Source organism: Olsenella sp. An293, assembly GCF_002159495.1.
Taxonomy (GTDB): Bacteria; Actinomycetota; Coriobacteriia; order Coriobacteriales; family Atopobiaceae; genus Thermophilibacter.
On sequence record NZ_NFIT01000013.1, the window covers coordinates 1 to 22,205 of the forward strand.

Below are 22,205 nucleotides of genomic sequence, written 5' to 3' on the forward strand. Positions count from 1 at the left end.
GAAGAGGTCGGCAGCCTTCCTTCTCAGGGCAACATCGTATTTGACCCTCATGTCCTGCGCCATGAAAAACCTCCCATTTCTCGTTGTCCAAGAAATGGGAGGCAGTTCAAAGAGCTCCGGGGCGGCGCCAAGACGAAGGTTCCTCTCGCCCGCTAGCAGACGCCCTGGGCCATCATGGCCTCGGCGACCTTGGTGAAGCCGGCGATGTTGGCGCCCATCACGAAGTTGCCCTCGTGGCCGTAGGCGCTCGCCGTGTCGGCGACGTTGTGGAACATGCCGCGCATGAGGCTCTCGAGCTTGCCGTCGACCTCCTCGAAAGTCCAGGAGAGGTGCTCGGCGTTCTGGCTCATCTCGAGGCCGGAGACGAGCACGCCGCCGGCGTTGGCAGCCTTGCCGGGCATGAAGGCCACGCCGTTCTCCATGAGGTAGGTGGTGGCGTCGGGCGTGGTGGGCATGTTCGCGCCCTCGCCGACGACCTTGCAGCCTCCCGCCACGAGCGCCTGGGCGTCCTCGAGGGTGAGCGTGTTCTCGCGGGCGCAGGGCAGCGCGATGTCGCAGGGGAGCTGCCAGACGCCGCGGCCGTCGCCCTCGTGCCAGGTGGCGTCGGGGCGCGCGTCGACGTACATCGCGAGACTCACGCCCTGGTCGTGGCCGGAGCGCTTCTTGTTGTAGATGTCCTCGAGCACCTTGTAGTCGATGCCGGCCTGGTCCTCGACCCAGCCCTTGGTGTCGGAGCAGGCGATGACGGTGCCACCGAGCTGCGCGACCTTCTGGATGGCGTAGATGGCGACGTTGCCGGAGCCGTGGACGACGACCTTCTTGCCCTCGAAGGAGTCGCCGACGCTCTTGAGGTACTCGTCGACGAAGTAGACCAGGCCGTAGCCGGTGGCCTCGGTGCGGGCGAGCGAGCCGCCGAAGGTGAGGCCCTTGCCCGTGAGGACGCCGGTCCACTCGTTCTTGAGGCGCTTGTACTGGCCGAACATGTAGGCGACCTCGCGGCCGCCGACGCCCAGGTCGCCGGCAGGGACGTCGGTGTTGGGGCCGATGTGGCGGAAGAGCTCGGTCATGAAGGACTGGCAGAAGGCCATGACCTCGCGGTTGGACTTGCCCTTGGGGTCGAAGTCGGCGCCACCCTTGCCGCCGCCCATGGGCAGCGTGGTCAGGCTGTTCTTGAAGATCTGCTCGAAGCCGAGGAACTTGAGCATGCCCAGCGTGACCGTGGGGTTGAAGCGCAGGCCGCCCTTGTAGGGGCCGATGGCGGAGTTGAACTCCACGCGGTAGCCGCGGTTGACCTGGACCTTGCCCTCGTCATCGACCCAGGGCACGCGGAACATGACCACGCGCTCGGGCTCAACGAGGCGCTCGAGCAGGGCGTTCTCCTCGTACTCGGGGTGGGCGTCGAGCGCGGGCTGCAGGGTCTCGAGGACCTCCTTGGCCGCCTGGATGAACTCGGCCTGCTCGGGGTAGCGAGCCTCGAGGTCGGCGATGATCTTCTCGGAATACGTCATGGGATCTCCCTCCTCCTGCGGCCGCGGCCGCGACGAAAGTTCCGGAAGAGAGAATACGTGCGAGAAACGCGTCTGTGCAAATTGAGCATGCGAAGCGTAACGGCATCGAACCTCGAACGAAATCAGCCGTACACACGAAACACAGGCGCAATCCACACGCGCTTTTCTGTTAATTGGGGACAGTCCCCAACGTGCAGGTAGCCTGTCCCCCATAACAGAAAGCCCGGGCGCGAGGCCCGGGCCTTGTCTCGAATGGAGCGGGTGACGGGAATCGAACCCGCGTCATCAGCTTGGAAGTGTGCGGATGTTTTGCGCTAGCGCGTCTAGCTGGAATTATGCAGACAATCTACCTGCGTCTAATTAGCCTATTGAGTCTATAAAGACCGTGATTTAACATGTAGTCAGGCCGATATTGCGCACGTATTGCGCACGCCATTGCGCATTTTTTGGAGGTGCAAAGATGCAGGTAGAGGACAAGTTTACGAGCGTATCGATAAGACAATACGGGGACGAAAAGTGGCGCGCTCAGCTCATGTACAAAGATGAAGAAGGAAACTGGAAGAAAACGAGCCGCGTTCTGGAGACCACGGGGCGCGACACCGGGCGCAGCAAGCAGGTCTGGAAGGCCGCGAGCTACGAGGCGGAGGAGCTGCGGCGTGCGCTAAACGAGGAGGCGCGAGCCGCGCAGGAATTGGCCGCGCTTGGCATCAGGCCGGGAGAGACCGTCTCCGACTACGTGAGCTTCTACATCGAGGGGAGGCGACCTCACGTCGAGCGCTCAACGGCTGCGGAGTACGACCGAATCCTCAGCAAGCTCATTGCTCCGGGCATTGGTTCGATTGGGCTAGACGCCCTCACACCGGACGATGTGCAGGGGTGGATTAACGCCCTTGCGAAGCAGTTCGCCCCCGTGACCGTTCGCAAGGCCCTCGTCCTTCTCCGCTCCGCCATGACTCAGGCAGTGGAGCGCGACAGGCTCGCGAAGAACCCGACCCGTACCGTCAAAGCGCCGAAGCTGGAGGCACCGAAGCCCAACGCGCTGGACGAGAAGGGCCGAGCCAAGGTCGCTCAGTTCATCGCGATAGACCCCGCCACAAAGACCAACATCGGGTTTGCGCTCGCCCTCTACATGGGTCTGCGCGAGGGCGAGGTCTGCGGCCTCAGGTGGCGCGCCGTTGACCTCGAAGACAAGACCCTCACCATACGCGAGACTATCGGCCACGAGGGAAGCAGGTGGTATCCCAAGGAGCCGAAGACGGACGGCAGCGCGCGGACGCTCCCCATCCCCGATGTTCTCGTCGCTGCCCTCAAAGCGCGGCGCGCTCAGATGAACGAGGAGCGAATGAGCACCGGGCGCGACCTCTCGATGCTGTACGTCATCGGCGGGGCCGACGGCTCCTTCATGCAGCCGCACTACCTATCTAACCGATGGAGAAGGACGGCGGACGCGCTGGAGCTAATCGGCACCGAGGGTAAGCGGCCGACCTTCCACGACCTGCGCCACACCTTCGCGACGGCTGCGATTGCTCACGGCGTGGACGTTAAGAGCGTGTCGAGCATGATGGGCCACGCAAACGCAGCAATGACCATGAACACCTACGCGAGCGCCGACCCCGACGCGAAGCGGCGCGCCTCCGACGCCGTGGCAAGGGCGATTGAGGCGGAGGTCTCCCGCCACGCAAACGACGGGCAGATTCTGACGCTGGGCAGGACGGGGACGGAGGACTAGCCATGACACGAGCAAGGGCAACGCGGAACTGGAGCGAGCGCGGAATCGAAATGGTGCGCTCGACGGACGAGGACGCGCGGATTGGCTTTCTGGTGAACGCCTACATGGCGAGTGACCCCAAAGACCGCAACGTGTTAATTGGAATGGCTAGCGACATGGCTCAGATGAACGCAGAGAGACAGGCGACAAACCCCGCCGCCGTCCTCCATTTCAGCGGGACGGAGGCGTAACCATGGCACAGACTCATTTGGTGCGCGAGGGCATGCGGCCGCTCACGCAGGGATTCGCCGACGCCTACCGCGCATGGCTGGACAACTGGACCAAACGGAACAAGAGATTCAATCCGCTTGGCAAGGACGTGACTCCCGAGCAGTTCGCCGAGGTGCTGGACGCGCTGGGAATCGAGCGGGAGGGCAGAGCGGAGTCTCTTGGCGAAGTTCTGGGCATCAGTAGTAGACAGGCGCGAAACATCTTGAGTGATCCATCCGTGTTGACAGAGGAGAGGCAGAGGATACTTCTCCGGCACGCTTCGCGGGCGTTCGCAGAGTCGTTTGGTGAATTCAGTTGTGCCAAGCAGGCTCTTGACGAAGACGAGCGATGCGGCGTGGATACGAGCGATAGCCAAGCGTGGGTTGATTGCTGCGACGAAAGGCTAAAAGCTATCGAGTCCGCAGCGGAACTCCTTGGCTGTGACCATCTCCGCACAAGGGCCCAGGAGCGCGCCCGCGCCGAGTTCGTCGGTCGCGCGACAATCGAGGCGATGCACACAATGGACGCCCGCGACCGGGCGACGCTGTTCCGCGTGATGATGGGGATGCTCGACTCGTACAAGGGCAGCTCGGAGCGCGACCGCCGCGCGCGCCAGATAGCCGACGCACTGCGAAAGACAGCATACGGCACGCATGCGACGCTTGGCGACCTTGCCGACCTAATCGCATACGACTATGACGGCTACCTCGACCATCTGGAGAGAGTGGAGCAGCAGTTGGATGAGGAAACCGGCGCGAACCTGATTGGCAGTCCATCACTCTTCGATTACTACGGGGCGGCAGACTCCGCAATCGAGACAACGGTCCTTAGCGAGTACTTGGGGCTGGACGGCTAACATTTCGACAACGTAAAACGTTGGTTGAGGCAGAGACTTATTTTCAAGCGCGGAGGCGGAAGCGAGAGCCTGAGAATGCGGGCAAGTCGCTTCCGCCTCTCTCAATGTGTGGGCGAGTGTGGCCAACTGACGGAAATATGCATCAGCGAACGGACCAACATCGTTTCCGAATTGGCGATTTCATGCCTATCTACCTGCGTCTTTACAGTCCTCAACAACCGCTAAGCTCCAACTAGTCGCGACAAATCAAACATGGCGGCGAGGCCGGACGCGGCCAGACCGCAACGACTAGTTAGGAGTATCACCATGAGCGTTTCCACCGTGACAAACGACGTTGAGTCCAAGTCCCCTGTCCGCAACGACACGAGCCTCCGCAGCACCCTCCCCGACCTCCTCGACACCAACCAGGCGGCGGCGATTCTCAACGTCACGCCCCGCACCGTCACCCGCATGTGCGAGCAGGGCAAGCTCAAGGCCGTGCGCGTCATGAGCCTGTGGCGCATCAACCGCGACCGCCTTCTCGATTTCGCGGGCCTCAACTAAGGGCGGGATATGACAGGACGCGAGAACAAACACGCGGACCTTCCTAAGCTTCTCGCCGCTATCGACCCCCAAACGCTCACCTATGACGAATGGCTCAAGATTGGGATGGGGCTGAAGTCGGCAGGGTTTGGCGTCGAGGAGTGGGATGAGTTCAGCTCCCGCGACCCCGACCGCTACGAGCCCGGAGTGTGCGCGAGCAAGTGGGAGACCTTCACCGCCGACGGAGGCATCAAGGGGGCAACCGTCGCTAAGATCTGCGCGGAGCGCGGCGTCAGCATCGGGAGCGCAGCAATCGCCCCGGTCAAAAAGCCCGAGCTGAACAAGTACGGTTTCACCGCAGAGGAAAGCCGGGCGCACCATCGCACGCTTATCGAGGAGTCGCGGCGCACTCTCCGGGACAGCGACGAGGCCAAGCGCCTTGCCGCACCCTACCTCTCCGCCCATTGTGGGATGACCGTCGAGGAGGCTATCGACGCGGGCCTTGGAGTGGTTGACGCCGACACCATCCGCCGCGCGGGATCATATAGCGACTTTACCGGGATGTATCGGGACGGCTACACCCGCCTTGTCTTCCCGGCGCGGGGCAGCTTCGATTACTACCACATCGACCGCGACATATCCGAGGGCTACGAGGAACGCGGCACCGATGAATATAAGACGGCGCACCGTGGTTATCGCAAGTACTCCAAGCCGCCCGCAATGAAGCAACCCAACCCGCTGAACCCTGACGCAATCCACGGGAAAGACGGCGTTTGCTTCGTTGTCGAGGGGTGGCCCGACGCGCTCGCCGTCGAGGCCGCGGGCTACCGAGCGACCCCGGTCCTGTCGAGCAGCAGCAATGGCACGCTTCGGGCAATCGAGGCGCACAACGAAATCGAGCAGATGCGAGTTGTCCTCATGCTCGACAACGACGAGACGGGACGCCCCAGCACCGAGAAGGCCGTCGCTAGGCTGGAGAAGAAGGGCGTTATCGCAATCCCGTTCGCGTGGCCCGAGGGCGCGCCCAAGGACGCCGGGGAGTGGCGCGCCGAGGACCCGGCGGGCTTCGCCTCAGCGCTGGGGGTGGCGCACGCCCAAGCGCTCGCCGCGCAGCCCAAGCTCAGCGTCGAGCCGATAGACGGCTACTCGTTCTTTGACGAGGAGAGGCAGCCGCGAATCGAGGAGCTTGTCCAGTGGATGAAGGGAAGCACCGAGCTTGTGGCCGCCCTCAAGCTGAACGAGTGTGACGGAGAGTATTGGAAGCTCGCCCCAACGTCATGGGACCCCGACCCCACCCCACGCCCTTGGGACGATTCCCGCGACGGGGCGGCGGTCCGAATGGTGGTGGAGCACTACAGCACCAAGAAGGCGGACAGGCACAGCATACGGGACGCGATGGGCGTCTTCACGTCGGCGGTCGAGCATCGGTTCAACCCGCTTCGCGACGCAATTCTCAACCTCCCAAAAGTGGAGAAGAACACTGGCGGCGGGCTGAACGTGACCGAAACGGGAGAAGGGCCGTTCGGCATGGCCCCCCTCTACGATGGCGCTCCCACATGCCTTGGCAGCGTCTCACCCGCACCGCGCGGGATGGGCTACGCGCTCACCGACGAGGCGGGAAACATCATCGAGAACGTTACATGCGTGGCGGGGTGGACGCTCGCCCGATTCCTTGGCGCTACGCCGTGCCGATACACCTACGAGGTTGAGCGGGTGACGTTCCGAGCGATTATCGCCCGCGCGCTGTACCCGGGGTGCGACTTCCAGCTCATGCCGATACTCTACGGGGCACAGGGCATCGGGAAGGACACGTTCTGGAAGGCCTGTGCGCTCGCGCCGTCGCTGTTCGTCACGCTCGCGCGCGGCATGGACGAGAAGTCAATCTCGCAGGTCGCACCCGGACACTTGGTGGCCGATGTGGAGGAGCTAGCGGCGATGAAGGGGACCAAGAGCCTTGAGCAGCTCAAGTCCGCCGTCAGCCGCAACAGCGACGTTAGGCACGTCAATTACCGTGGCGACTTCGACCTCTCCCGCTCATTCGTCATGGTCGGCAGCACCAACAGCCGCGACGTTCTGAGCGACGAGACGGGAAACCGGCGCTTCCCCATCATCGAGTGCCACGCGACCAAGCGGCTTGCCGACAGTGAGCGCGAAGAGATGTTTAGGGCCGTGAGAATCGGAATCGCGGAGATGCTGGAGGAGCACGACCGCATCGGCAAGGATGGATTCCTCCGCCGACTCAGACTCCCGGACGCCGTTCTCCCAGACATGGCGGCCGCACAGGCCACATTCACCGAGGCCGACGAATGGGCAGAGAGCATACGCGAGTGGCTGGATAGGGCAAAGCCGGAGATCACTTGTCGCGAGATGGCGGCAAAAGAGGCGCTTGGTATCCTCGCAGATGACTTCAGGACGATGCGACGGCCTGAGCAGAACAGAATCTCGCGAGCGCTCGACTCCAGCCCATCCTATCGCCGAACGGGCAGGCAGAGGGTTCCCGGCTACGGAACCCTGACAGCGTGGAGGCGTAAGTCTTAACCTCAGAAAATACGCGAGCGCCGTTACAGTTGTTGCAGTTCCTGTTGCAGTTCTCAGCGAGGGAACTGCAACAGGTGTTTTTGCAGGTAAAGCACCGGATTTATCCCGCTTGTTACAGTTGTTGCAGTTCTTTTTCTAAAAAGAGGATAGGGATAGAAAACGACAGTGGAATACAAGGCAAAAGCATGTTGTTTCCGTATCTCATATGGTTTTCGAGAAAACAACTGCAACAACTGTAACAACTGCAACGCATGGTCAGCTACCTGCGCTTTTGTCGCTCAAGCTGTTACACACCTGTTGCAGTTCCTGTTGCAGTTCTCAGCACTTTGGGGATGAACCCACCCTGGGTGGACACGCGCGAAAGGCGGCAGATTGGACGGAGGTAATCGCTAAGCGGCGCAGAACGCCGAATGACGGCGGTTCCCGGCCCCTCGGGGCATCCGGTCGAGGTCGCCCGTTCTAGGGCCTCATACGGCGTTCTACGAGGCCGCTTTCTCGTTCGAGGCCGCCTTCTCGCGCTCGGCGGCGCGGCGCTCAAGTTTCAGGGCGTTGTTGAAGTTGATGCGGCAGTCACGCGAGCAGTAGTCGGCGCTTCTCTCGCGCTTGCGCACAGGCTTCGCGGGGCGAGGCGTCCCATCGTCCGCATACGGTTCGTAGCGCTGGTATTGGAACGGCTCATGGCAGAACTTGCACGGCTTCACCGGCTCGGGGTCTAGCGCCACGCGGCACAGGTCGCCGAGGGCGACGGCGAGCGCCGGGGCCGAGCCCTGCGAGTCGGACCAACCGCCGAGGGGCATTAGCGGCATGGCGTAGCGCGAGAGTGCGCGGCTAACGTAGCGGCACGCCTGCCCGAGCACATTCTCGCGGTAGCTGCCGGGTTTCGGGTAGCATCCCTCCATCTTCGCGTCTATCACGGTGCGCGCGGCCCATTGGCAATTCTCAAGGGCCGCGCGGGCCTCTCTCTCGGCGACGAACGAGCCGCCGAGCGCCGCCGTCTCCCCCACGGCCTCAGCCTCATACAGCGCGGGCTCATACATGACGAAAACCCCGGTCATAAGTGGATCGCAGAGGTCGAGGGCTAGGCACGGATCGCTGTTCGGGAAGAACGGCGACACGCGGGCAAGGGACGTGGCGAGGCCCCACGTCTCCATGAAGTCGAGGCACGCCCCGCGGTCGGAAACGTCGAGATGGTAGAGGTCGCTGAGGACGCCCGAGCGGAACAGGTCATATATCGGCGTCTCCTCGCGCTCCACCTCCTCGCGCCCGGTCACGCGAAAGGCGGCCACGCCCCCCACGTTGTCGGGCTCGAAGGTCAGCCGGAGCAGCTTCGTCGCGGCGTCAATGCCCACGGGGGAAGAGAAATGCGGCTCCTCGCGGTGGCGGTTTTCGTCCTTCTTGCTCACGTTTTGCCTCCTAGATACCTGTATTTGTAGACGCGCTACTGTGCGTGTACAAGTTCATTCTAGCATTAGTCATGGGCACGACCACGAGAGAACGGAGGCAGGGGCATTGGCAGCAACCACACGTTGCGGCGACTTCTTCGCGGATCGCGTAACGCGACTGAGGTTCGAGCGCGAGAGGCGCGGGCTCACGATCGCGGCGCTCGCCCGCGTGGCATGGATGAACAGCGCGGACGTTTCCAAGATGGAGCGCGGGCGCGTCCTCCCGTCGAGGGAGCAGGCGCAGCGCATCGCGGCGGCGCTTCGCTGGGAGGGGCCGCTCGAGGAGCTGTTTGAGCCCATCGGCGCCGGGGAGGCGAGCGCCTAGTGGCAGACCTTCGCGGCATCGGGGCCGAGGAGCGCCGGTTCATAGCCGAGTGGCTGCGCGTGAGCCTCAGGGGCTACCGCGTGGCCGAGGGCTTCGCGGACGGCGCTCCGTGCGTATACGTTCAGGTCATGCGCCCGGACGATTGCGGAAACGGCCTTGTCTGCTTCGAGGTCTACGTCTCGTGCTCCTACAGGCGCAAGGGGCGCAGGGAGGCGGCCACGCGCGAGGTTACGGCTGCGCTAAGGGCGCTCGCTCACGTCGGGCGCTATGAGGAGTGGGGAGTCTACGAGCCTACCGAGTTCGCGGGCGAGTCCTCAGTCCTCGCTATCGGACACCGCCGAATGGGCGGGCAGGACTTCTAGAGAAAGAGGCACGAATGAGCGTCAACAAGATCATGGGCGAGGTTCGCGGCAAGCTCGCGGAGGCCGAGAAGGGCGTCCGCCTCAGCCAGTGGCCGGACACGGACGAGGGCCGCGAGAGCGCCGTCTCGTTCCTTGAGGCCGTGGACGCGGACGTTCGCGGCGCTATCTCCGCGCTCAAGGGCGAGGAGGGCTAGGGATGTTCGACAAGGGGCGCACTAACGCGCGTCTCTCCATCATCGCCGAGCAGTGCGCGAGCGCCGCGCTCGAGGTCGCAAGGCAGGATTACAGGGAGTACATGGCCGCGCTCAAGCCGGGGCAGACGGTCGAGCCCATGGGCAAGCTCAAGGGCCGCGCGGGCCAGGAACGTCTCTACGCATCATGCGAGGAGTTCCGCGAGAAGGCCGCCGCCGTCCTCGCTCAGGCGGAGCGCGAGGCGGGCGACGAGATGGCCGAGGCGCCGAGCGCCGCCGCGCTCGCATACGTTCAGGCGCTCGGGGCGCGCTCGCGCGTCACAAAGACCGAGCTTGAGGCCGCGTTCCGCAACTATGGCGACAACTGGTCGATCTATAGGACGCTGCGCGACATCGAGGCGCGGCAGGCGCGCGAGGGACACCCGGCGTTCGTCACAGGCATCAGCAGCACGCTCGACGGGGCCATGGAGTACGTGGAGGACGCCAAGAAGGCGATTGACCGGTTCATCGACGGCGTTCGCTTTCAGGAGTACAAGGACGAGAACGACCTCAAGAGCCGCCTCTCGTTCCTCCAAATGGCGCTCAACGGCATCGCGGACGGCAACGCCTTCGCCGGAATCGTCGGCGGCATCACGGGCGGCCACGAGGGCGGCGAGCCTTCGGGCGACGGCGCTTCTCAGGGGGAGTAGCGCATGGAGTTCGAGGACTTCGAGGAGAGCGAGTTCAAGGAGGTCGCGGAGGCCATGTTCTACTGCATGGCCGCCGGTGGCCGAGGCGAGGACGGCGAGTCGTGGAGTCCGTGGCGCGGCAAGGCCATTGAGGCGTGCGACAGGGCGCTAGAGCGCATCGGCAACGACATGGTTAGGCCCATGAGCGCCAACGCCGAGCGCTACGTGGCGCTTCTCAGGGAGCGCGAGAACGTGACGCCCGACGAGGTTTCGCGCGCGCTCGCGTCGTGGGGCAAGAACCATCAGGCCGCGCGCGCCATTATCGACCGGGCGCACGAGCTGGGCTTCAAGGGCTTCGATGCGACGCGCGACGAGCAGCTTTACCACGCCTTCGAGATCATCAAGACCGATTGCAAGACCATGAGGTTCAAGGAGGAGTCCGGCAAGGTCGAGGACCGCGAGGGATACAAGCGGCTGGGCGTCGCGCTCAGGGACTGGGCGAACTACCTAAAGGGCTACGAGTCCATTCTCGGCAACGCCGTGGAGCCGCTGCGCGTGCCGCGCGAGGAGGTGGGCGCGTGACGCTGCCGCCCGTAGCCGCCGAGCTAGAGCCGGACTTCAAGGCCGCTTGTATGCACATGTTCGAGGCCGCCCGCGCGGCGTGCCGTGGCGAGGCTGCGGACAGGCTCAGGGCCGCCGCCGTCGAGACGTGCGAGGCGGCCGCCGAGTACGCCGAGGGGCAGGGCGACCACGCGACCGCCGGGGCGTTCCGGCGCATCGCCGGTGAGTGCGGGAGCCTGCCGCTAGATCGCGGGGAGCTTGCTACCTACGCGCTCCTCAAGACGGCTGCCCACGACTGGGCGAACTACCTCACGGGGCGAGACAGCTTCATGGGCCGCGCGTGCGGCCCCATCGGGAAGGGGGCGGACAATGGCTAGGAGCGTTGAGCACGAGTGCGGCGGGAACTGGGAAGCCGCAAGGCGCGCCCTCTCGCTGGTGAAGCGCGCCCTAACGGACTTCGCCGCGAGCTTCGACGCGCTGGGCGAGCGGCACGAGGAGGAGCGCGCCGCCGTGGCTCAGGTCGCCTACGGTCGCCTTGACACCGCGTGCCGCCTGCTCAGGGAGGAGGGCGGCGAGGACTTCGACGCCGAGGCGGTGACCGAACCCGCGCGGCGCTTCGTGGGCGACGTGGAGGGCTACGCGATGGGCGCGCCGTACAGCGTGGAGGGCGCGGCCCTGCTCGCGCTGGCAAAGACGGACGCGCTTCTCCACGAGGCGTGGAGGTTCGTCCCCTACAGGTTCAGCCCTGAGCCGTGCCCGACGCCTAGCGAGGTCGCCTAGCATGGGCGGCCACAACCCGCGCGTATCCAACGGCACGAGGCGGCGCGACCTGAGAAGGCGCGTCGCTTCAATGGGTCTGCCCTGCGCCCTGTGCGGCGCGCCCATAGACTACTCGCTTCCCGCCGGTCATCCCATGAGCTTCGAGCTTGACGAGATCGTTCCGGTCAGCCGCTTCGAGGAGGGCGGCTACGCATCGGCCACGGCCTGCGCGCTCGACCCGCGCAACGTGCGTCCGGTGCATCGACAACGAATCTGCAACCAGAAGCGGGGCAACGGGCTTCGCAAGAGCAAGGGCGAGAAGCGAGAGCAAAAGCCATTGAAGCACTCGCGGGCTTGGTGAGGGTGTGGGGGGCTTGCCCTCCCAAGGCCGACGGCACGCCCGGCGGCGCATAGCGCTGCCCCCCCGCTAGTTCCGTTTCCGTCAGTGATAGGAGGTTTTTCCCACCATGGGAAAGCTTGTTTCAGCAGCTAAGAGGGGCAGAAAGCGCGACATGCTGGTTGCCCTGCGCGACGAGATCGCGGAGCAGATAGAGGCCACGAGCAGCGGGCGCGACATGGCGGCCCTGAGCAAGCGCCTTATCGAGGTCGTGGAGCAGATAGAGGACATGGACGCCGCCACGGCGCAGACGGCGAACCCGCTGCAAGCCGCCCGGAAGGCCGTGGCCGATGGCGACTAGGTACGGCAGGCAGGAGCCTACGTTCGAGGTCGTGGGCGGCTTCTCCTCCTCTAGGGGAGGCGAGGCCGTGGGGCTGTTCGAGAGCTACGGCGTGCGCTTCATGCCGTGGCAGGCGCGCCAGTTGGAGCTTTACCTAGCCCGCGACGGCGCGGGGCGCGCGGCCTCTAAGACCATCGGCCTGAGCGTCCCGAGGCAGAACGGGAAGAGCTACGCCGCCCGCTTTTACGCGGTCTGGTGCGCCGCCGTCGAGGGCAGGGCCGTGCTCTACACGGCCCACCACGGCGTCACCACGCGGGAGATGTTCAAGCGCATCAAGAGCTTCGCGGAGGGTACGCCGGACTTCGCCGCCGAGCTTGCGCACAACGGCGTGAAGCAGGCGCAGGGGAACGAGGCGGTCTACTTCGCAAACGGTGGGTTCATCGAGTTCAACACGCGCACGACCTCCGTTTCGAGGGGCAAGACGTATGACGTTATCGTGGTTGACGAGGCGCAGACGTTGGACGATTTGGAGGCGTCCGCCTTGCAGCCCACGACGCTCGCCACGGACAGCGGCGACCCCCAGATGATCTACATAGGCACGCCCCCAGACCCCAAGTGCAAGGGAACCGTTTTCCGCGACCTCCACAGGAAGGCCCACGCGGGGGAGCTGGGCGGCGGCTGGTGGCTCGAATGGGCGGCCACGGAGATAGGCGACCCCCACGACGCGGGGCGCTGGTACGAGTGCTGCCCCGCCATGGGGTACCGAATCAGGGAGGACGTTATGGCCGACGCGGCGGACAAGACGGCGGCGGACAGCTTCGCGCGGGAGTACCTAGGCTGGTGGGGCGCGGAGGTCGGCGTCCTACAGCACGTCATAGACCGCAGGTCGTGGGACCTGTGCGAGACGGACGAGCCGCCGGAGGGCGGGCTTCTCACGGTCGGCGTGAAGTTCAGCCCGGACGGCACGCGCGGGGCGCTGGCCGTGTGCCTGCGGCCCATGGACGAGCGCTTCAGGGCGACCGGTGAGCCGCCATACGTCGAGGTCATAGACGTTAGGCCGCTATCCCACGGCGTCTCATGGTTCGCCAAGTGGGTTCTAGACCGGAAAGACAAGGTCGCCGCCGTCGCCGTTGACGGCAAGGCGGGTTCCGGCGTCCTCATTCAAAAGCTGGTGGACGGCGGCCTCGCCAAGGGGAAGATAGTCACGCCGAGCGCCGGGGACGCCGCCACGGCGAACGCCATGATCGTTGACGCCGTGAGGGAGAGCGCCCTAACGCACTACGGGCAGGAGCAGCTAACCGAGTCCGCAACCGAGACGGTCAGGCGAAAGCTGGGTAAGGACGGCTTCGGCTTCGAGGACACCGAGAAGGCGGACGCGACCCTCATTGAGGCGTGCGCCCTCGCGTACTGGCAGGCCATGACAACCAAGAGGCGACCGGGGCGAAAGGCCGTCGTGTACTAGCGACCATCGGGCGAGCAGACGCCGCATAACGGCTCAGGGCCGCCGTGGGGCGTCCTTCTCTCGTTCCCGGCACTTCGGGTACCGAGGCGCTGGGAACGGGCCTAGAAACGGCGCTCAGAGGCTCAGAGAGGGGCGAGGCGTGGGCAAGGACTACGCGACCATGAGCACGGAGGCGCTGCAACGCCGCAACTGCTTCCTCATAGGCAAGCTGGGCAGGGCGCGTCGCGGCAAGCTCGAAGCACCGCCAGAGAAGGTGGAGGCGTGGCGGCGCGAGTTTGACGAGGTGACGGAGGAGCTGTTGCGCAGGGCGCGCAGGGGATAGGGGGAGTCTAAAAGTCCGGGCCATGCCCGCGTGCGAGTCCGCCCCGTCTGCAATATCTCCCTCTCCCCTGACGCGACGGGGGGAGGTGCGAACGGGCGACGTGCGTCTATCGCTGAGGTCAATCACGCCTATATTGCGCATTTTTTGCGCATCGTCATTGCGCATAAAATTGATAAAAGAAAACAGGTCAAACCATTTTGTAGGTTTGACCTGCCGTTTTGTCTGGAGCGGGTGACGGGAATCGAACCCGCGTCATCAGCTTGGAAGGCTGAGGTTCTACCATTGAACCACACCCGCGTGCGTGGTCGGGGCGACTGGATTCGAACCAGCGACCCTCTGCTCCCAAAGCAGATGCGCTACCAAGCTGCGCCACGCCCCGGTCGCAAGTGCTAAGTATAGGCGAGCGTCGCCGGTCGGGCAATCTGTTAATTGGGGACTGTCCCCAATTTACAGACGCAAGACAAGGCGTCTGAGCCTCCCGCACAAGGGTATAAAGCACAGTAACCGCAGGAAGGAGGCAAGATGGACGGCCAGTTTCTCGTCGACTCCCTTGCGATGCTGTGGGTCCCGGCGATCGTCATCCTCATGCTGAGCACGATCGCCGGCAGGTGGGTCGTCCTCGGGAAGATGGGCAGGCGGCGCTGGGCCGCCATCATCCCGGTCTTCTCGACCTGGGAGGTCTGCTCGGGCGACTCAGGCAATCGCGCCCTGTGCGTGGTCGCGTCCATCGCGAGCGCCGCCCAGCTCCTCTCGGTCCTTCTCGGCCTGGGGCGCTACTACGAGTCGCAGTGGCTCGCGGCGCTTTTCCTCGCGCTCTGGTTCGTGACGCAGCTCGTGGTGAGCGAGCGTCTGGCGCGCGCCTTTGGAGCGGCGCCAAGCTATGCCTATGCGGTCGGCCTCGTCCTTCTCCCCTACGTGGGCTATCCCCTCCTCGTCGCGGAGAACAAGGTCTATCTTGGGCCAGTTGACGGCGCTTCGGCCTAGTGCCGGACTCGACGCCGCGTGACGTACAATCGAGGCGAGAAGAACCTCGAGAAGGGTCCCGCATGGCCGAATCGCCGCTCGGACGCACGCTCCTGATCGCCAACCCCGCCGCCCACAGCGGCAAGGGCGCCGCGGGTGCCGACTTTGCGCGGCATTTTCTCAACAGCTTTTCCTCCGCGACGCGCGGCTACGAGGTTCGCCTCACCGAGGGGCCCGGGGACGCCGTCGACATCGCCGCGGGGGCGGCGGGGTTTGACACGGTCCTCGCGCTCGGCGGCGACGGCGTCATCCACGAGGTCGTGAACGGCCTCATGGGGCTGCCCACCCAGAGGCGCCCTCAGCTCGGCGTCATCCCGCTCGGCTCCGGCAACGACTACGCGCGGACGCTCGACATGCCCAAAAACGACGTCGAGGGCGCCTTCGTGCGTCTCGTCCGCGGGCGGGCGCGCGAGCTGGAGGTCGGGCGCGTCAACGGCACTCACTTCATGGAGACGCTCTCCTTTGGCCTCGACGCCGCGATCGCGATCGACACGACCGAGCGGCGCGCCGCCGAGACCTCACAAGAGGGCGAGGCGCTCTTCATCACCTCCGGCCTCAAGGTCATCTCTCGCGCGCACGCGGGCTATCCCTGCACCGCGCGCTTTGACGATGACGAGCCACTCGCCCTCAGCGCGCTCATCTTCGCCGTGCAGGTGGGGCCGACCTATGGCGGCGGATTCAGGGTCTGCCCCGACGCAGATCCCCGTGACGGCCTGCTCGACGTGTGCTACAACGTGCGGCGCCCCTCGATCCCCCACTTCCTGGCGCTCTTTGGGCTGGCTCGCTGGGGCAGGCACGCGCTCACCGGTGCGGTCAGGATGCGGCGCTTCCGTCACGCGACCGTCGACTTCTCAGCAGAGCCGCCCTGTCAGGTCGACGGCGAGCGGCTCGTGGGCACGCATTTCGAGATCGACGTCATCCCCCACGCCCTCCGCGTCGTCTGCTAATCCGACCAGCACGTTGGGGACAGTCCCCAATTTGCTGCACGTTGGGGACTGTCCCCAATTCACACACAATTTTGATGTATTGCCTTTTCGATGACATAGCGGCCGAGCCCCGTTAGCCTCCCAATCTGCTTCAGAGAGAGGCCCGCCTCGGCGAGACGGTGCAGATGGGTCGCACGCCTCTGCGGTTCCATCGTCTTCAGGCTATCGAGAGACTCCGGCCAGATCGCAGCGGCTGCCGCTTCGATCGCGTCCTCGTCCGGAACTCTCACCGAAGTCCTCGGGTAATAAGGGGCGGCTTCAGGGTCATCGATAAACCGGCAGAATCCGGGCACGCCTCCGACCATTTCCAGAATCAGGCCCGTCTCGGATATATCTGGGGTTCCGAGGTACTCGGAATAGCTGCTCCACCTATATGCGCCGGGTTCCGACAGCCCCGCCTTGCTCGGATTGCAGATGATGTACCTCATCGTCACGAGCAGCTGTTCGTCTGACTGAACGGCGACGCTCGTGAAGCGCGACGAAAACACATGGCCCACGTGCCCCCAACGATCATTGAAATGACGCGCGTACGTTGTCGTCACGAGGTGCACGAAAGAACTCAGCTCCCCCTTTGAATCGTCCACAAGAAGGTGCACGTGGTTGCTCATGAGGCACCATGCCAAGACAGAAACCGAGTACTTCTCCCGCGCGCGTCTCAGCACCTGAAGGAACGCCTCATAGTCGGCGTCGTCCTCGAAGATGACCTGGTTTCCCGCGCCTTTCATGATGATGTGGTAAAACCCCAGCTCCGACAGCTTCCTCGGTCCCCTCGGCATGTCTCCCCCAATCGACAGCGTGCGGAGATTCATACCCAACCCGGCGAGCACAAAACGATGCCGCCCGCCGGCGGTTCGGCGAGCGGCATCAAACTTTTGTGTTAATTGGGGACTGTCCCCAACGTGCAGCAAATTGGGGACTGTCCCCAACGTGCAGTTAGCGGGCGGCGGCCTGGAGCATGGCCTTGACCTCGGTGACGGTCTTGAGCTTCATGACCTTCTCGGTCAGGGCGTCGGCCTCGGCCTTGGTCCACTCGGAGATGATGCGGCGCGTGCGCAGGATCGACGGGGCGGACACGGAGAACTCGCCCAGGCCAAACGAGATCAGCACCGGGATCAGCAGCGGGTCGGCCGCGGCCTCGCCGCACATGCCGACCATGATGCCGGCCTTGTTACCCTCCTCGATGATGCGCTTGAGCGAGCGCAGAACGGCGGGCTGGTAGACCTCGTAGAGGTAGCCGACCTTGTCGTTGCCGCGGTCGGCACACATCGTGTAGCCGATGAGGTCGTTGGTGCCGATGGAGAAGAAGTCGCACTCGGCGGCGAGGTCGTCGGCGATCAGCGACGCGGCGGGCGTCTCGATCATGGTGCCGATCTCGATCTCCTTGTTGTAGGCCACGCCGCGGGCGTCAAGATCGGCCTTGCACTCCTCGACGAGCGCCTTGACCTGGCGAATCTCGTCAATGTTGGTGACCAGCGGCACCATGATCTTGATGTCGCCAAAGGCGGAGGCGCGCAGCAGCGCCGTGAGCTGGACCTTGTACTGGTCGGGGTTGTTCAGGCAGTAGCGCACCGCACGGTACCCCATGAAGGGGTTCTCCTCCTTCTGGAGATTCATGTACGGGATCTCCTTGTCGCCGCCCACGTCGAGCGTGCGGATGATGACCGGCTGGTCCTTCATGCGCAGCGCGACCTTCTGGTACGCGGCGAACTGCTCGTCCTCGCTCGGGAGCTCCTTGGCGTCCATGAACAGGAACTCGGAGCGGAAGAGGCCGACGCCCTCGCAGTCGTGCTCGGACGCGACGTTGGCGTCTTCCGGGTTGCCGATGTTGGCGACGAGAAGGACCTTCTCGCCGTCGCCGGTGATCGTGGGCTTGCCGCGATAGGCCTCGAGCGCCTGCTTCTCCTCGGCGAACTGCTTGGCCTTGGTGCGATAGTGCGCGAGGTCGTTGTCGGCGGGGTTGACGAGCACGCGGCCGCGGGAGCCGTCGACGATGACCATGTCGCCGCTCTTGATGTTCTTCGTGACGTCGGCCACGGAGAGCACGGCGGGAATCTCGAGGGCGCGCGCGATGATCGCGGAGTGGGAGGTGCGGCCGCCGGTCTCGGTGACGATGGCGGCGACGTTGTCCTTGTCGATGTCCGCGGTCATGGACGGCGTGAGCTCGTGCACGACGACGACGGAGTTCTCGGGCAGCGTGGAGAGGTCGACGACCTCCTTGCCCAGCAGGTCGGCGAGAAGACCGGTCTTGACGTCGGCGACGTCGGCGGCGCGCTCGCGGAACAGCTCGTCCTCCATGTTGGAGAACATGTTGTAGTACATGTCATAGGCCTCGGAGACGGCCTGCTCGGCGCACATGCCGGACTCGATGGAGCCGTTGACCATCTCCTGGATGCCCTCGTCCTCGGCAAACTCGATGTGGGCGCCCATGATGGCGGCGGCCTCCTCGCCCACGGTCTGCGTCATGCGCTCGATCTGGGCGTTGGTCTGCTCGATGAACTTGGCGACGGCGGCGGCATAGCGCTGCTTCTCGTCACCCGCATCGTCGGGCTTGTGCGGCGTGAAGCTCAGGTCGGGCTCGACGGCGACGCGCGCGACGCCGATGCCGATGCCGTCAGATGCGTTGACTCCCTCGTACATGTTACCCCCTACCTTCGGGCCGCCGGGGCGGCCGTATCCCAACATCGCTCACGTCCCACGGCGGACCGGGGACGGGAAGCCCGAACGACCCAGGCGCTACTTCCCCTCGGCGGCCGCGGCTGCGGCCTCTCGGTCCTTGTTGGCCTGGATGTCACGCGCGATGGTGCCGGGGATCGCGCGACCCATCTTCTTGTAGAGCGCCGTGACGACGCGGTCGATCGTGGAACGCTTGGCGATTCCCTTGCTCGCCGCCGTGGCGGTGCCACAGGCGGAGGCAAAGATGAGCGCCGTCTCGTAGTCGACGCCGCGGGTGACCTGGGAGAGGAAGCCGCCGACCATGGAGTCGCCGGCGCCCGTGGCGTTGACGAGCTTGATGCGCGCGGTGGGGACCACGTGCTCGGCGCCGTTCTCGTCGAGCAGCAGCGACCCGTGCCCGCCGCAGGAGATGATGACGTTGCGCGCGCCGGCCTCCTGGAGCTTGTGCGCGTAGGGCATGCACTCCTCGGGCTCCTCGATGTTGACGCCGTAGATGCGGCCGACCTCGTGGTTGTTGGGCTTGATGAGGAACGGGTGCATCTCGAGGGCCTCCATGAGCAGCTGGCCCGGGGCGTCGACGACGAACTGGATGCCGCGCCCGCCGAGGCGGCGCATGATCTGGGAGTACATGTCCTCGGGAAGGGTGTTGGGGATGGAGCCCGTGAGGACGAGCGTGTCCCCGGCGGTGACGACGTCCATGCGCTCGAGGAGCTCGTCGACCTTCTTCTCGGGGATCTTGGGGCCCATGCCGTTGACCATCGTCATGACGATGCCGTTGAGCTTGACGTTGATGCGCGTGTAGCCGCGGTCGAGAAGGACGAAGTTGCTCGCGATGCCCTTCTCCTGCAGGCGGCGAAGGAGGTAGTCCCCCGTGAAGCCAGCGGCGATGCCCATGGCGATGCTCGGGGTCTCGAGCTCGTTCAGGATCGTGGCGATGTTGATGCCGTTGCCTCCGCAGTGCAGCTCCTCGTTGGAGGAGCGGTTGGTGAAGCCCATGTCGAGCGTCAGGGGGTGCATGACATAGTCGAGGGCGGGGTTCAACGTCATGGTGTAAATCAACGTGCGCTCCTTCCAACGGCAAGGACACTTGTCAAGTATGCCGCATGTGGCTGGCGCTACGCGCAGAAATACGCGAGCGCACACGTCTCTGCGGCCAGAGGCACGAATCGGGCCGGACACCGAGCTGCCGGTGCCCGGCCCGCATGCTTCTTGGTGCGCCCTGAGGGATTCGAACCCCCGACCTTCGGATTAGAAGTCCGCGGCTCTATCCAACTGAGCTAAGGGCGCGGCAGACGTGCGCTAAGCATTTTAGAGCATACCAAAGGCCTTGGCGGCGAGAATGCCCTCGACGGTCTTGGCGTCCTGGATGAGCCCCTGGCGGATGGCCTCGACGGCGTCGGCCACCGGCACCCACACCACGTTCAGGAACTCGCCCTCGTCGAGGCGGGCGCTGCCCTGGGTGAGCCCGTGGGCGAAGTAGACCGAGGTGTGCTCGTTGGTGAATCCCGGGGCCCCGTAGGACTCCGTGAGCAGCTCGAGCCGCTCGGCGACAAGGCCGGTCTCCTCGGTGAGCTCGCGGGCGGCGCAGACGTCGCGCGCCTCGTCGGGGTCCACCTTGCCGGCCGGGATCTCGAGCGTCATGCAGCCCAGCGCCACGCGATGCTGCCGCACCAGGCACACGCGGCCGCCCATCACGGCCACCACGCCCGCCCCGCCGTGATGGCGGACGACCTCGCGCCAGTCGAGCGAGCCGTCGGAGAGCTCCACCCGCAGGTGCTCGACGGCAAAGATCTTGCCCTCCCACTCGCGCTCAGAGCTCACGACGCGCTCCACGAGCGCCGGGTCGAGCTCGAGCGCGCGCCGGACCTTCTCGAGCCCCTCGCTCTTCTCGGCCATGTCCCTCACTCCCCCACGACGGAAAACTCGCCCGTCGCGTAGTCGATGTCGAACCCGTATGCGGTGTTGAAGACCTCGACCTCGAGGTCGAGCTCGCCGTCGGAGGAGCGGACGTCGACGATGACGCTGCGGGCGAGCAGCTCGTCGCCCTCGTAGACGGGCGTCGCGGAGTAGAATACCGTGCCGTCGGGGTTGTCCCAGAGCCAGTCGCGCGCGATGCCCTCGGTGTAGGCCATGCCGCCGTCCTGGCCGCGGTTGTCGCCCACGTTCTGCGGACGGGTGCCGGTGATAAGGTTGTACGCGGCGTCGTCGCCGCCGAGGGACTTGGCGAGCAGGTGGCTGCGGTTGAAGAGGGCGCCGTGATAGGTCTTCTCGCCGGGCATCTTGATGTCGACCTCGCGGTTGTGGCCCCAGCCGGAGGGATGGATCTCGTGGATGTCCTCGCGCTCGCGGTCGCTGCCCTCGCGCATCATGTCGTAGGTGACGAGCGCGACGGCGCGGCCGGTGCGACCGAGCGCGTCGAGCCCCTCGTAGCGCGCCTCGCCAGGCTCGAGCTCCACGTCCACGACGGCGGACCCGACGACGCGATAGTACTCGGGGTACTCCTCGAAGCTCCACTCGCTGTAGGCGTCCTGGCGCTGCGAGAGGCGCTGCGGCTCGGGCGAGAGCGCGCGCTGGATGCTCGGCAGCGCCCCGGAGAGCCCTGCGACGATGAGCGCCGCGACGAGTGCGCCGAGAAGCGCGGCAGGCTTGCTGCGCGGACGTCGGGCGCCCTCGTTGCCGCCCCTGCCCTTGACGTAGGCCATGAGTCCTCCTGCGTAAGAAAAACGGCCGGACGCCCAACAGGTGCCCGGCCGAAGCTATCGTGGTGGATCGTCAGGGGTTCGAACCCTGGACCTTGGGATTAAGAGTCCCCTGCTCTACCAGCTGAGCTAACGATCCAAAATGGTGGATCGTCAGGGGTTCGAACCCTGGACCTTGGGATTAAGAGTCCCCTGCTCTACCAGCTGAGCTAACGATCCGTATTCGATTAAATGGGGTGGGCGAAGGGTCTCGAACCCTCGACCTACGGAGCCACAGTCCGTCGCTCTACCAACTGAGCTACACCCACCATTTCGCGAACCTCTTCAGGCAGCTCGATTATTATGCACGCCCGTCCGAGTCGATGCAAGGACTTTTTTGGACGGATTCGGATTCTCTCCACGCGCCGGGCGCACGCGGGCCGCCTACCCCGCGGAGCACGAGAGGAGCGCCCGGAAGATCAAGAACAGGGCGCCGAGAAAAACGAGCGACCCGGCACACCCGGCAAGGCACGACCCTCCCCCGCCGCCTGGGCCAGAGCCCCGAATCTCGTCCGCGCGGCGCAGCTCCCCGTGGATGCCGTAGTGCGTGAAGGCGCGCTCCGGCGTCGACCAGCGTCCGTCGCGGTTGAAGTCGTAGGGGTTTCCCGCCATGG

General features: G+C 65.0%; 26 protein-coding genes and 6 tRNA genes. 18 read left to right on the plus strand and 14 right to left on the minus strand.

Annotation, left to right across the window (positions count from 1 at the left end; all coding sequences use genetic code 11):
* Window positions 1-152 precede the first annotated feature (152 nt).
* Window positions 153-1,508 (minus strand): NADP-specific glutamate dehydrogenase, encoded by a 1,356-nt coding sequence (gdhA, locus tag B5F85_RS08525; RefSeq protein WP_087316341.1) that lies wholly within the window; start codon window positions 1,506-1,508, stop codon window positions 153-155.
* A gap of 460 nt (window positions 1,509-1,968) precedes the next feature.
* On the opposite strand from gdhA, the gene B5F85_RS08530 reads away from it, so the two are divergent.
* From B5F85_RS08530 to B5F85_RS08550, 5 genes are all read left to right on the plus strand, one after another.
* A complete protein-coding gene (locus tag B5F85_RS08530; RefSeq protein WP_087316343.1) occupies window positions 1,969-3,237 on the plus strand; it encodes a site-specific integrase in 1,269 nt (422 codons plus the stop codon).
* Between the two features lie 2 nt (window positions 3,238-3,239).
* Window positions 3,240-3,467 (plus strand): hypothetical protein, encoded by a 228-nt coding sequence (locus B5F85_RS08535; RefSeq protein ID WP_087316345.1) that lies wholly within the window; start codon window positions 3,240-3,242, stop codon window positions 3,465-3,467.
* A 2-nt stretch (window positions 3,468-3,469) separates the two neighbouring features.
* Window positions 3,470-4,342, plus strand: a complete 873-nt coding sequence (locus B5F85_RS08540; protein WP_087316347.1) for a hypothetical protein — start codon at window positions 3,470-3,472, stop codon at window positions 4,340-4,342.
* A 306-nt stretch (window positions 4,343-4,648) separates the two neighbouring features.
* Window positions 4,649-4,885: a helix-turn-helix domain-containing protein gene (locus tag B5F85_RS08545; protein WP_158094473.1), complete on the plus strand. Its 237-nt coding sequence runs from the start codon at window positions 4,649-4,651 to the stop codon at window positions 4,883-4,885.
* 9 nt (window positions 4,886-4,894) lie between these two features.
* Window positions 4,895-7,402, plus strand: a complete 2,508-nt coding sequence (locus B5F85_RS08550) for a VapE domain-containing protein (RefSeq protein WP_087316351.1) — start codon at window positions 4,895-4,897, stop codon at window positions 7,400-7,402.
* Between the two features lie 479 nt (window positions 7,403-7,881).
* Here the strand turns inward: B5F85_RS08550 and B5F85_RS08555 are convergent, their stop codons facing one another.
* Complete coding sequence (locus tag B5F85_RS08555; protein WP_143786161.1) at window positions 7,882-8,805, minus strand: hypothetical protein; 924 nt, start codon at window positions 8,803-8,805, stop codon at window positions 7,882-7,884.
* A 106-nt stretch (window positions 8,806-8,911) separates the two neighbouring features.
* Here B5F85_RS08555 and B5F85_RS10690 point away from each other — a divergent pair, with 106 nt between their 5' ends.
* The 11 genes from B5F85_RS10690 (at window position 8,912) to B5F85_RS08610 (ending at window position 14,171) form a co-directional block, all read left to right on the plus strand.
* The gene (locus B5F85_RS10690; RefSeq protein WP_158094588.1) at window positions 8,912-9,169 is read left to right on the plus strand and encodes a helix-turn-helix transcriptional regulator; all 258 of its coding nucleotides are present in this window, start codon (window positions 8,912-8,914) and stop codon (window positions 9,167-9,169) included.
* The gene (locus tag B5F85_RS08565) at window positions 9,169-9,531 is read left to right on the plus strand and encodes a hypothetical protein (protein WP_087316357.1); all 363 of its coding nucleotides are present in this window, start codon (window positions 9,169-9,171) and stop codon (window positions 9,529-9,531) included. The genes B5F85_RS10690 and B5F85_RS08565 overlap by 1 nt, the downstream gene beginning before the upstream one ends.
* A gap of 14 nt (window positions 9,532-9,545) precedes the next feature.
* Window positions 9,546-9,725: a hypothetical protein gene (locus B5F85_RS08570; protein WP_087316359.1), complete on the plus strand. Its 180-nt coding sequence runs from the start codon at window positions 9,546-9,548 to the stop codon at window positions 9,723-9,725.
* 2 nt (window positions 9,726-9,727) lie between these two features.
* Window positions 9,728-10,411: a hypothetical protein gene (locus B5F85_RS08575; RefSeq protein ID WP_087316361.1), complete on the plus strand. Its 684-nt coding sequence runs from the start codon at window positions 9,728-9,730 to the stop codon at window positions 10,409-10,411.
* A 3-nt stretch (window positions 10,412-10,414) separates the two neighbouring features.
* On the plus strand, window positions 10,415-10,972 hold the full coding sequence (locus B5F85_RS08580; RefSeq protein ID WP_087316363.1) for a hypothetical protein: 558 nt from the start codon (window positions 10,415-10,417) through the stop codon (window positions 10,970-10,972).
* Window positions 10,969-11,328 carry a hypothetical protein gene (locus B5F85_RS08585; protein ID WP_087316365.1) on the plus strand — a complete coding sequence of 120 codons (360 nt, stop codon included), beginning with the start codon at window positions 10,969-10,971 and terminating at the stop codon, window positions 11,326-11,328. Before B5F85_RS08580 ends, B5F85_RS08585 begins: the two co-directional genes overlap by 4 nt.
* A complete protein-coding gene (locus tag B5F85_RS08590; RefSeq protein ID WP_087316367.1) occupies window positions 11,321-11,731 on the plus strand; it encodes a hypothetical protein in 411 nt (136 codons plus the stop codon). Before B5F85_RS08585 ends, B5F85_RS08590 begins: the two co-directional genes overlap by 8 nt.
* Window positions 11,732-11,801: 70 nt before the next feature.
* Window positions 11,802-12,071: an HNH endonuclease gene (locus B5F85_RS08595; protein WP_239386814.1), complete on the plus strand. Its 270-nt coding sequence runs from the start codon at window positions 11,802-11,804 to the stop codon at window positions 12,069-12,071.
* A 106-nt stretch (window positions 12,072-12,177) separates the two neighbouring features.
* A complete protein-coding gene (locus tag B5F85_RS08600; RefSeq protein ID WP_143786163.1) occupies window positions 12,178-12,408 on the plus strand; it encodes a hypothetical protein in 231 nt (76 codons plus the stop codon).
* Window positions 12,398-13,849, plus strand: coding sequence for a terminase family protein (locus B5F85_RS08605; protein WP_087316373.1), 1,452 nt, complete (start codon window positions 12,398-12,400; stop codon window positions 13,847-13,849). The genes B5F85_RS08600 and B5F85_RS08605 overlap by 11 nt, the downstream gene beginning before the upstream one ends.
* Window positions 13,850-13,988: 139 nt before the next feature.
* Window positions 13,989-14,171, plus strand: coding sequence for a hypothetical protein (locus B5F85_RS08610; protein ID WP_087316375.1), 183 nt, complete (start codon window positions 13,989-13,991; stop codon window positions 14,169-14,171).
* A 223-nt stretch (window positions 14,172-14,394) separates the two neighbouring features.
* On the opposite strand, the gene B5F85_RS08615 is transcribed toward B5F85_RS08610, so the two are convergent.
* Window positions 14,395-14,468, minus strand: a tRNA-Gly gene (locus tag B5F85_RS08615).
* A 5-nt stretch (window positions 14,469-14,473) separates the two neighbouring features.
* Window positions 14,474-14,550: transfer RNA gene (locus tag B5F85_RS08620), tRNA-Pro, on the minus strand.
* A gap of 143 nt (window positions 14,551-14,693) precedes the next feature.
* Here B5F85_RS08620 and B5F85_RS08625 point away from each other — a divergent pair.
* The gene (locus B5F85_RS08625) at window positions 14,694-15,155 is read left to right on the plus strand and encodes a hypothetical protein (RefSeq protein WP_087316377.1); all 462 of its coding nucleotides are present in this window, start codon (window positions 14,694-14,696) and stop codon (window positions 15,153-15,155) included.
* A 62-nt stretch (window positions 15,156-15,217) separates the two neighbouring features.
* Complete coding sequence (locus B5F85_RS08630; protein ID WP_087316378.1) at window positions 15,218-16,141, plus strand: diacylglycerol kinase family protein; 924 nt, start codon at window positions 15,218-15,220, stop codon at window positions 16,139-16,141.
* A 59-nt stretch (window positions 16,142-16,200) separates the two neighbouring features.
* Here the strand turns inward: B5F85_RS08630 and B5F85_RS08635 are convergent, their stop codons facing one another.
* The 10 genes from B5F85_RS08635 to B5F85_RS08680 all read right to left on the minus strand — a co-directional run bounded on the left by B5F85_RS08635 (window position 16,201) and on the right by B5F85_RS08680 (window position 22,203).
* Entirely contained in the window at window positions 16,201-16,956 is a 756-nt protein-coding gene (locus B5F85_RS08635; RefSeq protein WP_158094589.1) for a transposase, read from the minus strand.
* A 157-nt stretch (window positions 16,957-17,113) separates the two neighbouring features.
* Window positions 17,114-18,817 (minus strand): phosphoenolpyruvate--protein phosphotransferase, encoded by a 1,704-nt coding sequence (ptsP, locus tag B5F85_RS08640; protein ID WP_087316382.1) that lies wholly within the window; start codon window positions 18,815-18,817, stop codon window positions 17,114-17,116.
* Window positions 18,818-18,913: 96 nt separating this feature from the next.
* The gene (locus tag B5F85_RS08645; RefSeq protein ID WP_087316383.1) at window positions 18,914-19,912 is read right to left on the minus strand and encodes a 1-phosphofructokinase family hexose kinase; all 999 of its coding nucleotides are present in this window, start codon (window positions 19,910-19,912) and stop codon (window positions 18,914-18,916) included.
* A 151-nt stretch (window positions 19,913-20,063) separates the two neighbouring features.
* Window positions 20,064-20,140 (minus strand) — tRNA-Arg (locus B5F85_RS08650).
* A gap of 21 nt (window positions 20,141-20,161) precedes the next feature.
* Window positions 20,162-20,749, minus strand: a complete 588-nt coding sequence (locus B5F85_RS08655) for an NUDIX hydrolase (protein ID WP_087316385.1) — start codon at window positions 20,747-20,749, stop codon at window positions 20,162-20,164.
* A 5-nt stretch (window positions 20,750-20,754) separates the two neighbouring features.
* Window positions 20,755-21,555, minus strand: coding sequence for a DNA/RNA non-specific endonuclease (locus B5F85_RS08660; protein WP_087316387.1), 801 nt, complete (start codon window positions 21,553-21,555; stop codon window positions 20,755-20,757).
* Between the two features lie 60 nt (window positions 21,556-21,615).
* Window positions 21,616-21,691 (minus strand) — tRNA-Lys (locus B5F85_RS08665).
* Window positions 21,692-21,695: 4 nt separating this feature from the next.
* Window positions 21,696-21,771 (minus strand) — tRNA-Lys (locus B5F85_RS08670).
* A 13-nt stretch (window positions 21,772-21,784) separates the two neighbouring features.
* Window positions 21,785-21,860: transfer RNA gene (locus B5F85_RS08675), tRNA-His, on the minus strand.
* A gap of 115 nt (window positions 21,861-21,975) precedes the next feature.
* The gene (locus tag B5F85_RS08680; RefSeq protein ID WP_087316389.1) at window positions 21,976-22,203 is read right to left on the minus strand and encodes a hypothetical protein; all 228 of its coding nucleotides are present in this window, start codon (window positions 22,201-22,203) and stop codon (window positions 21,976-21,978) included.
* Between the last annotated feature and the right edge of the window lie 2 nt (window positions 22,204-22,205).

Excerpts from the sequence above, each read along its gene's own strand:
- gdhA (WP_087316341.1), bottom strand. The coding sequence starts at position 1,508 with ATGACGTATTCCGAGAAGATCATCGCCGACCTCGAGGCTCGCTACCCC.
- B5F85_RS08530 (WP_087316343.1), top strand. The coding sequence starts at position 1,969 with ATGCAGGTAGAGGACAAGTTTACGAGCGTATCGATAAGACAATACGGG.
- B5F85_RS08535 (WP_087316345.1), top strand. The coding sequence starts at position 3,240 with ATGACACGAGCAAGGGCAACGCGGAACTGGAGCGAGCGCGGAATCGAA.
- B5F85_RS08540 (WP_087316347.1), top strand. The coding sequence starts at position 3,470 with ATGGCACAGACTCATTTGGTGCGCGAGGGCATGCGGCCGCTCACGCAG.
- B5F85_RS08545 (WP_158094473.1), top strand. The coding sequence starts at position 4,649 with ATGAGCGTTTCCACCGTGACAAACGACGTTGAGTCCAAGTCCCCTGTC.
- B5F85_RS08550 (WP_087316351.1), top strand. The coding sequence starts at position 4,895 with ATGACAGGACGCGAGAACAAACACGCGGACCTTCCTAAGCTTCTCGCC.
- B5F85_RS08570 (WP_087316359.1), top strand. The coding sequence starts at position 9,546 with ATGAGCGTCAACAAGATCATGGGCGAGGTTCGCGGCAAGCTCGCGGAG.
- B5F85_RS08575 (WP_087316361.1), top strand. The coding sequence starts at position 9,728 with ATGTTCGACAAGGGGCGCACTAACGCGCGTCTCTCCATCATCGCCGAG.
- B5F85_RS08580 (WP_087316363.1), top strand. The coding sequence starts at position 10,415 with ATGGAGTTCGAGGACTTCGAGGAGAGCGAGTTCAAGGAGGTCGCGGAG.
- B5F85_RS08590 (WP_087316367.1), top strand. The coding sequence starts at position 11,321 with ATGGCTAGGAGCGTTGAGCACGAGTGCGGCGGGAACTGGGAAGCCGCA.
- B5F85_RS08595 (WP_239386814.1), top strand. The coding sequence starts at position 11,802 with ATGGGTCTGCCCTGCGCCCTGTGCGGCGCGCCCATAGACTACTCGCTT.
- B5F85_RS08600 (WP_143786163.1), top strand. The coding sequence starts at position 12,178 with ATGGGAAAGCTTGTTTCAGCAGCTAAGAGGGGCAGAAAGCGCGACATG.
- B5F85_RS08605 (WP_087316373.1), top strand. The coding sequence starts at position 12,398 with ATGGCGACTAGGTACGGCAGGCAGGAGCCTACGTTCGAGGTCGTGGGC.
- B5F85_RS08625 (WP_087316377.1), top strand. The coding sequence starts at position 14,694 with ATGGACGGCCAGTTTCTCGTCGACTCCCTTGCGATGCTGTGGGTCCCG.
- B5F85_RS08630 (WP_087316378.1), top strand. The coding sequence starts at position 15,218 with ATGGCCGAATCGCCGCTCGGACGCACGCTCCTGATCGCCAACCCCGCC.
- B5F85_RS08635 (WP_158094589.1), bottom strand. The coding sequence starts at position 16,956 with ATGCCGAGGGGACCGAGGAAGCTGTCGGAGCTGGGGTTTTACCACATC.
- ptsP (WP_087316382.1), bottom strand. The coding sequence starts at position 18,817 with ATGTACGAGGGAGTCAACGCATCTGACGGCATCGGCATCGGCGTCGCG.
- B5F85_RS08655 (WP_087316385.1), bottom strand. The coding sequence starts at position 20,749 with ATGGCCGAGAAGAGCGAGGGGCTCGAGAAGGTCCGGCGCGCGCTCGAG.
- B5F85_RS08660 (WP_087316387.1), bottom strand. The coding sequence starts at position 21,555 with ATGGCCTACGTCAAGGGCAGGGGCGGCAACGAGGGCGCCCGACGTCCG.
- B5F85_RS08680 (WP_087316389.1), bottom strand. The coding sequence starts at position 22,203 with ATGGCGGGAAACCCCTACGACTTCAACCGCGACGGACGCTGGTCGACG.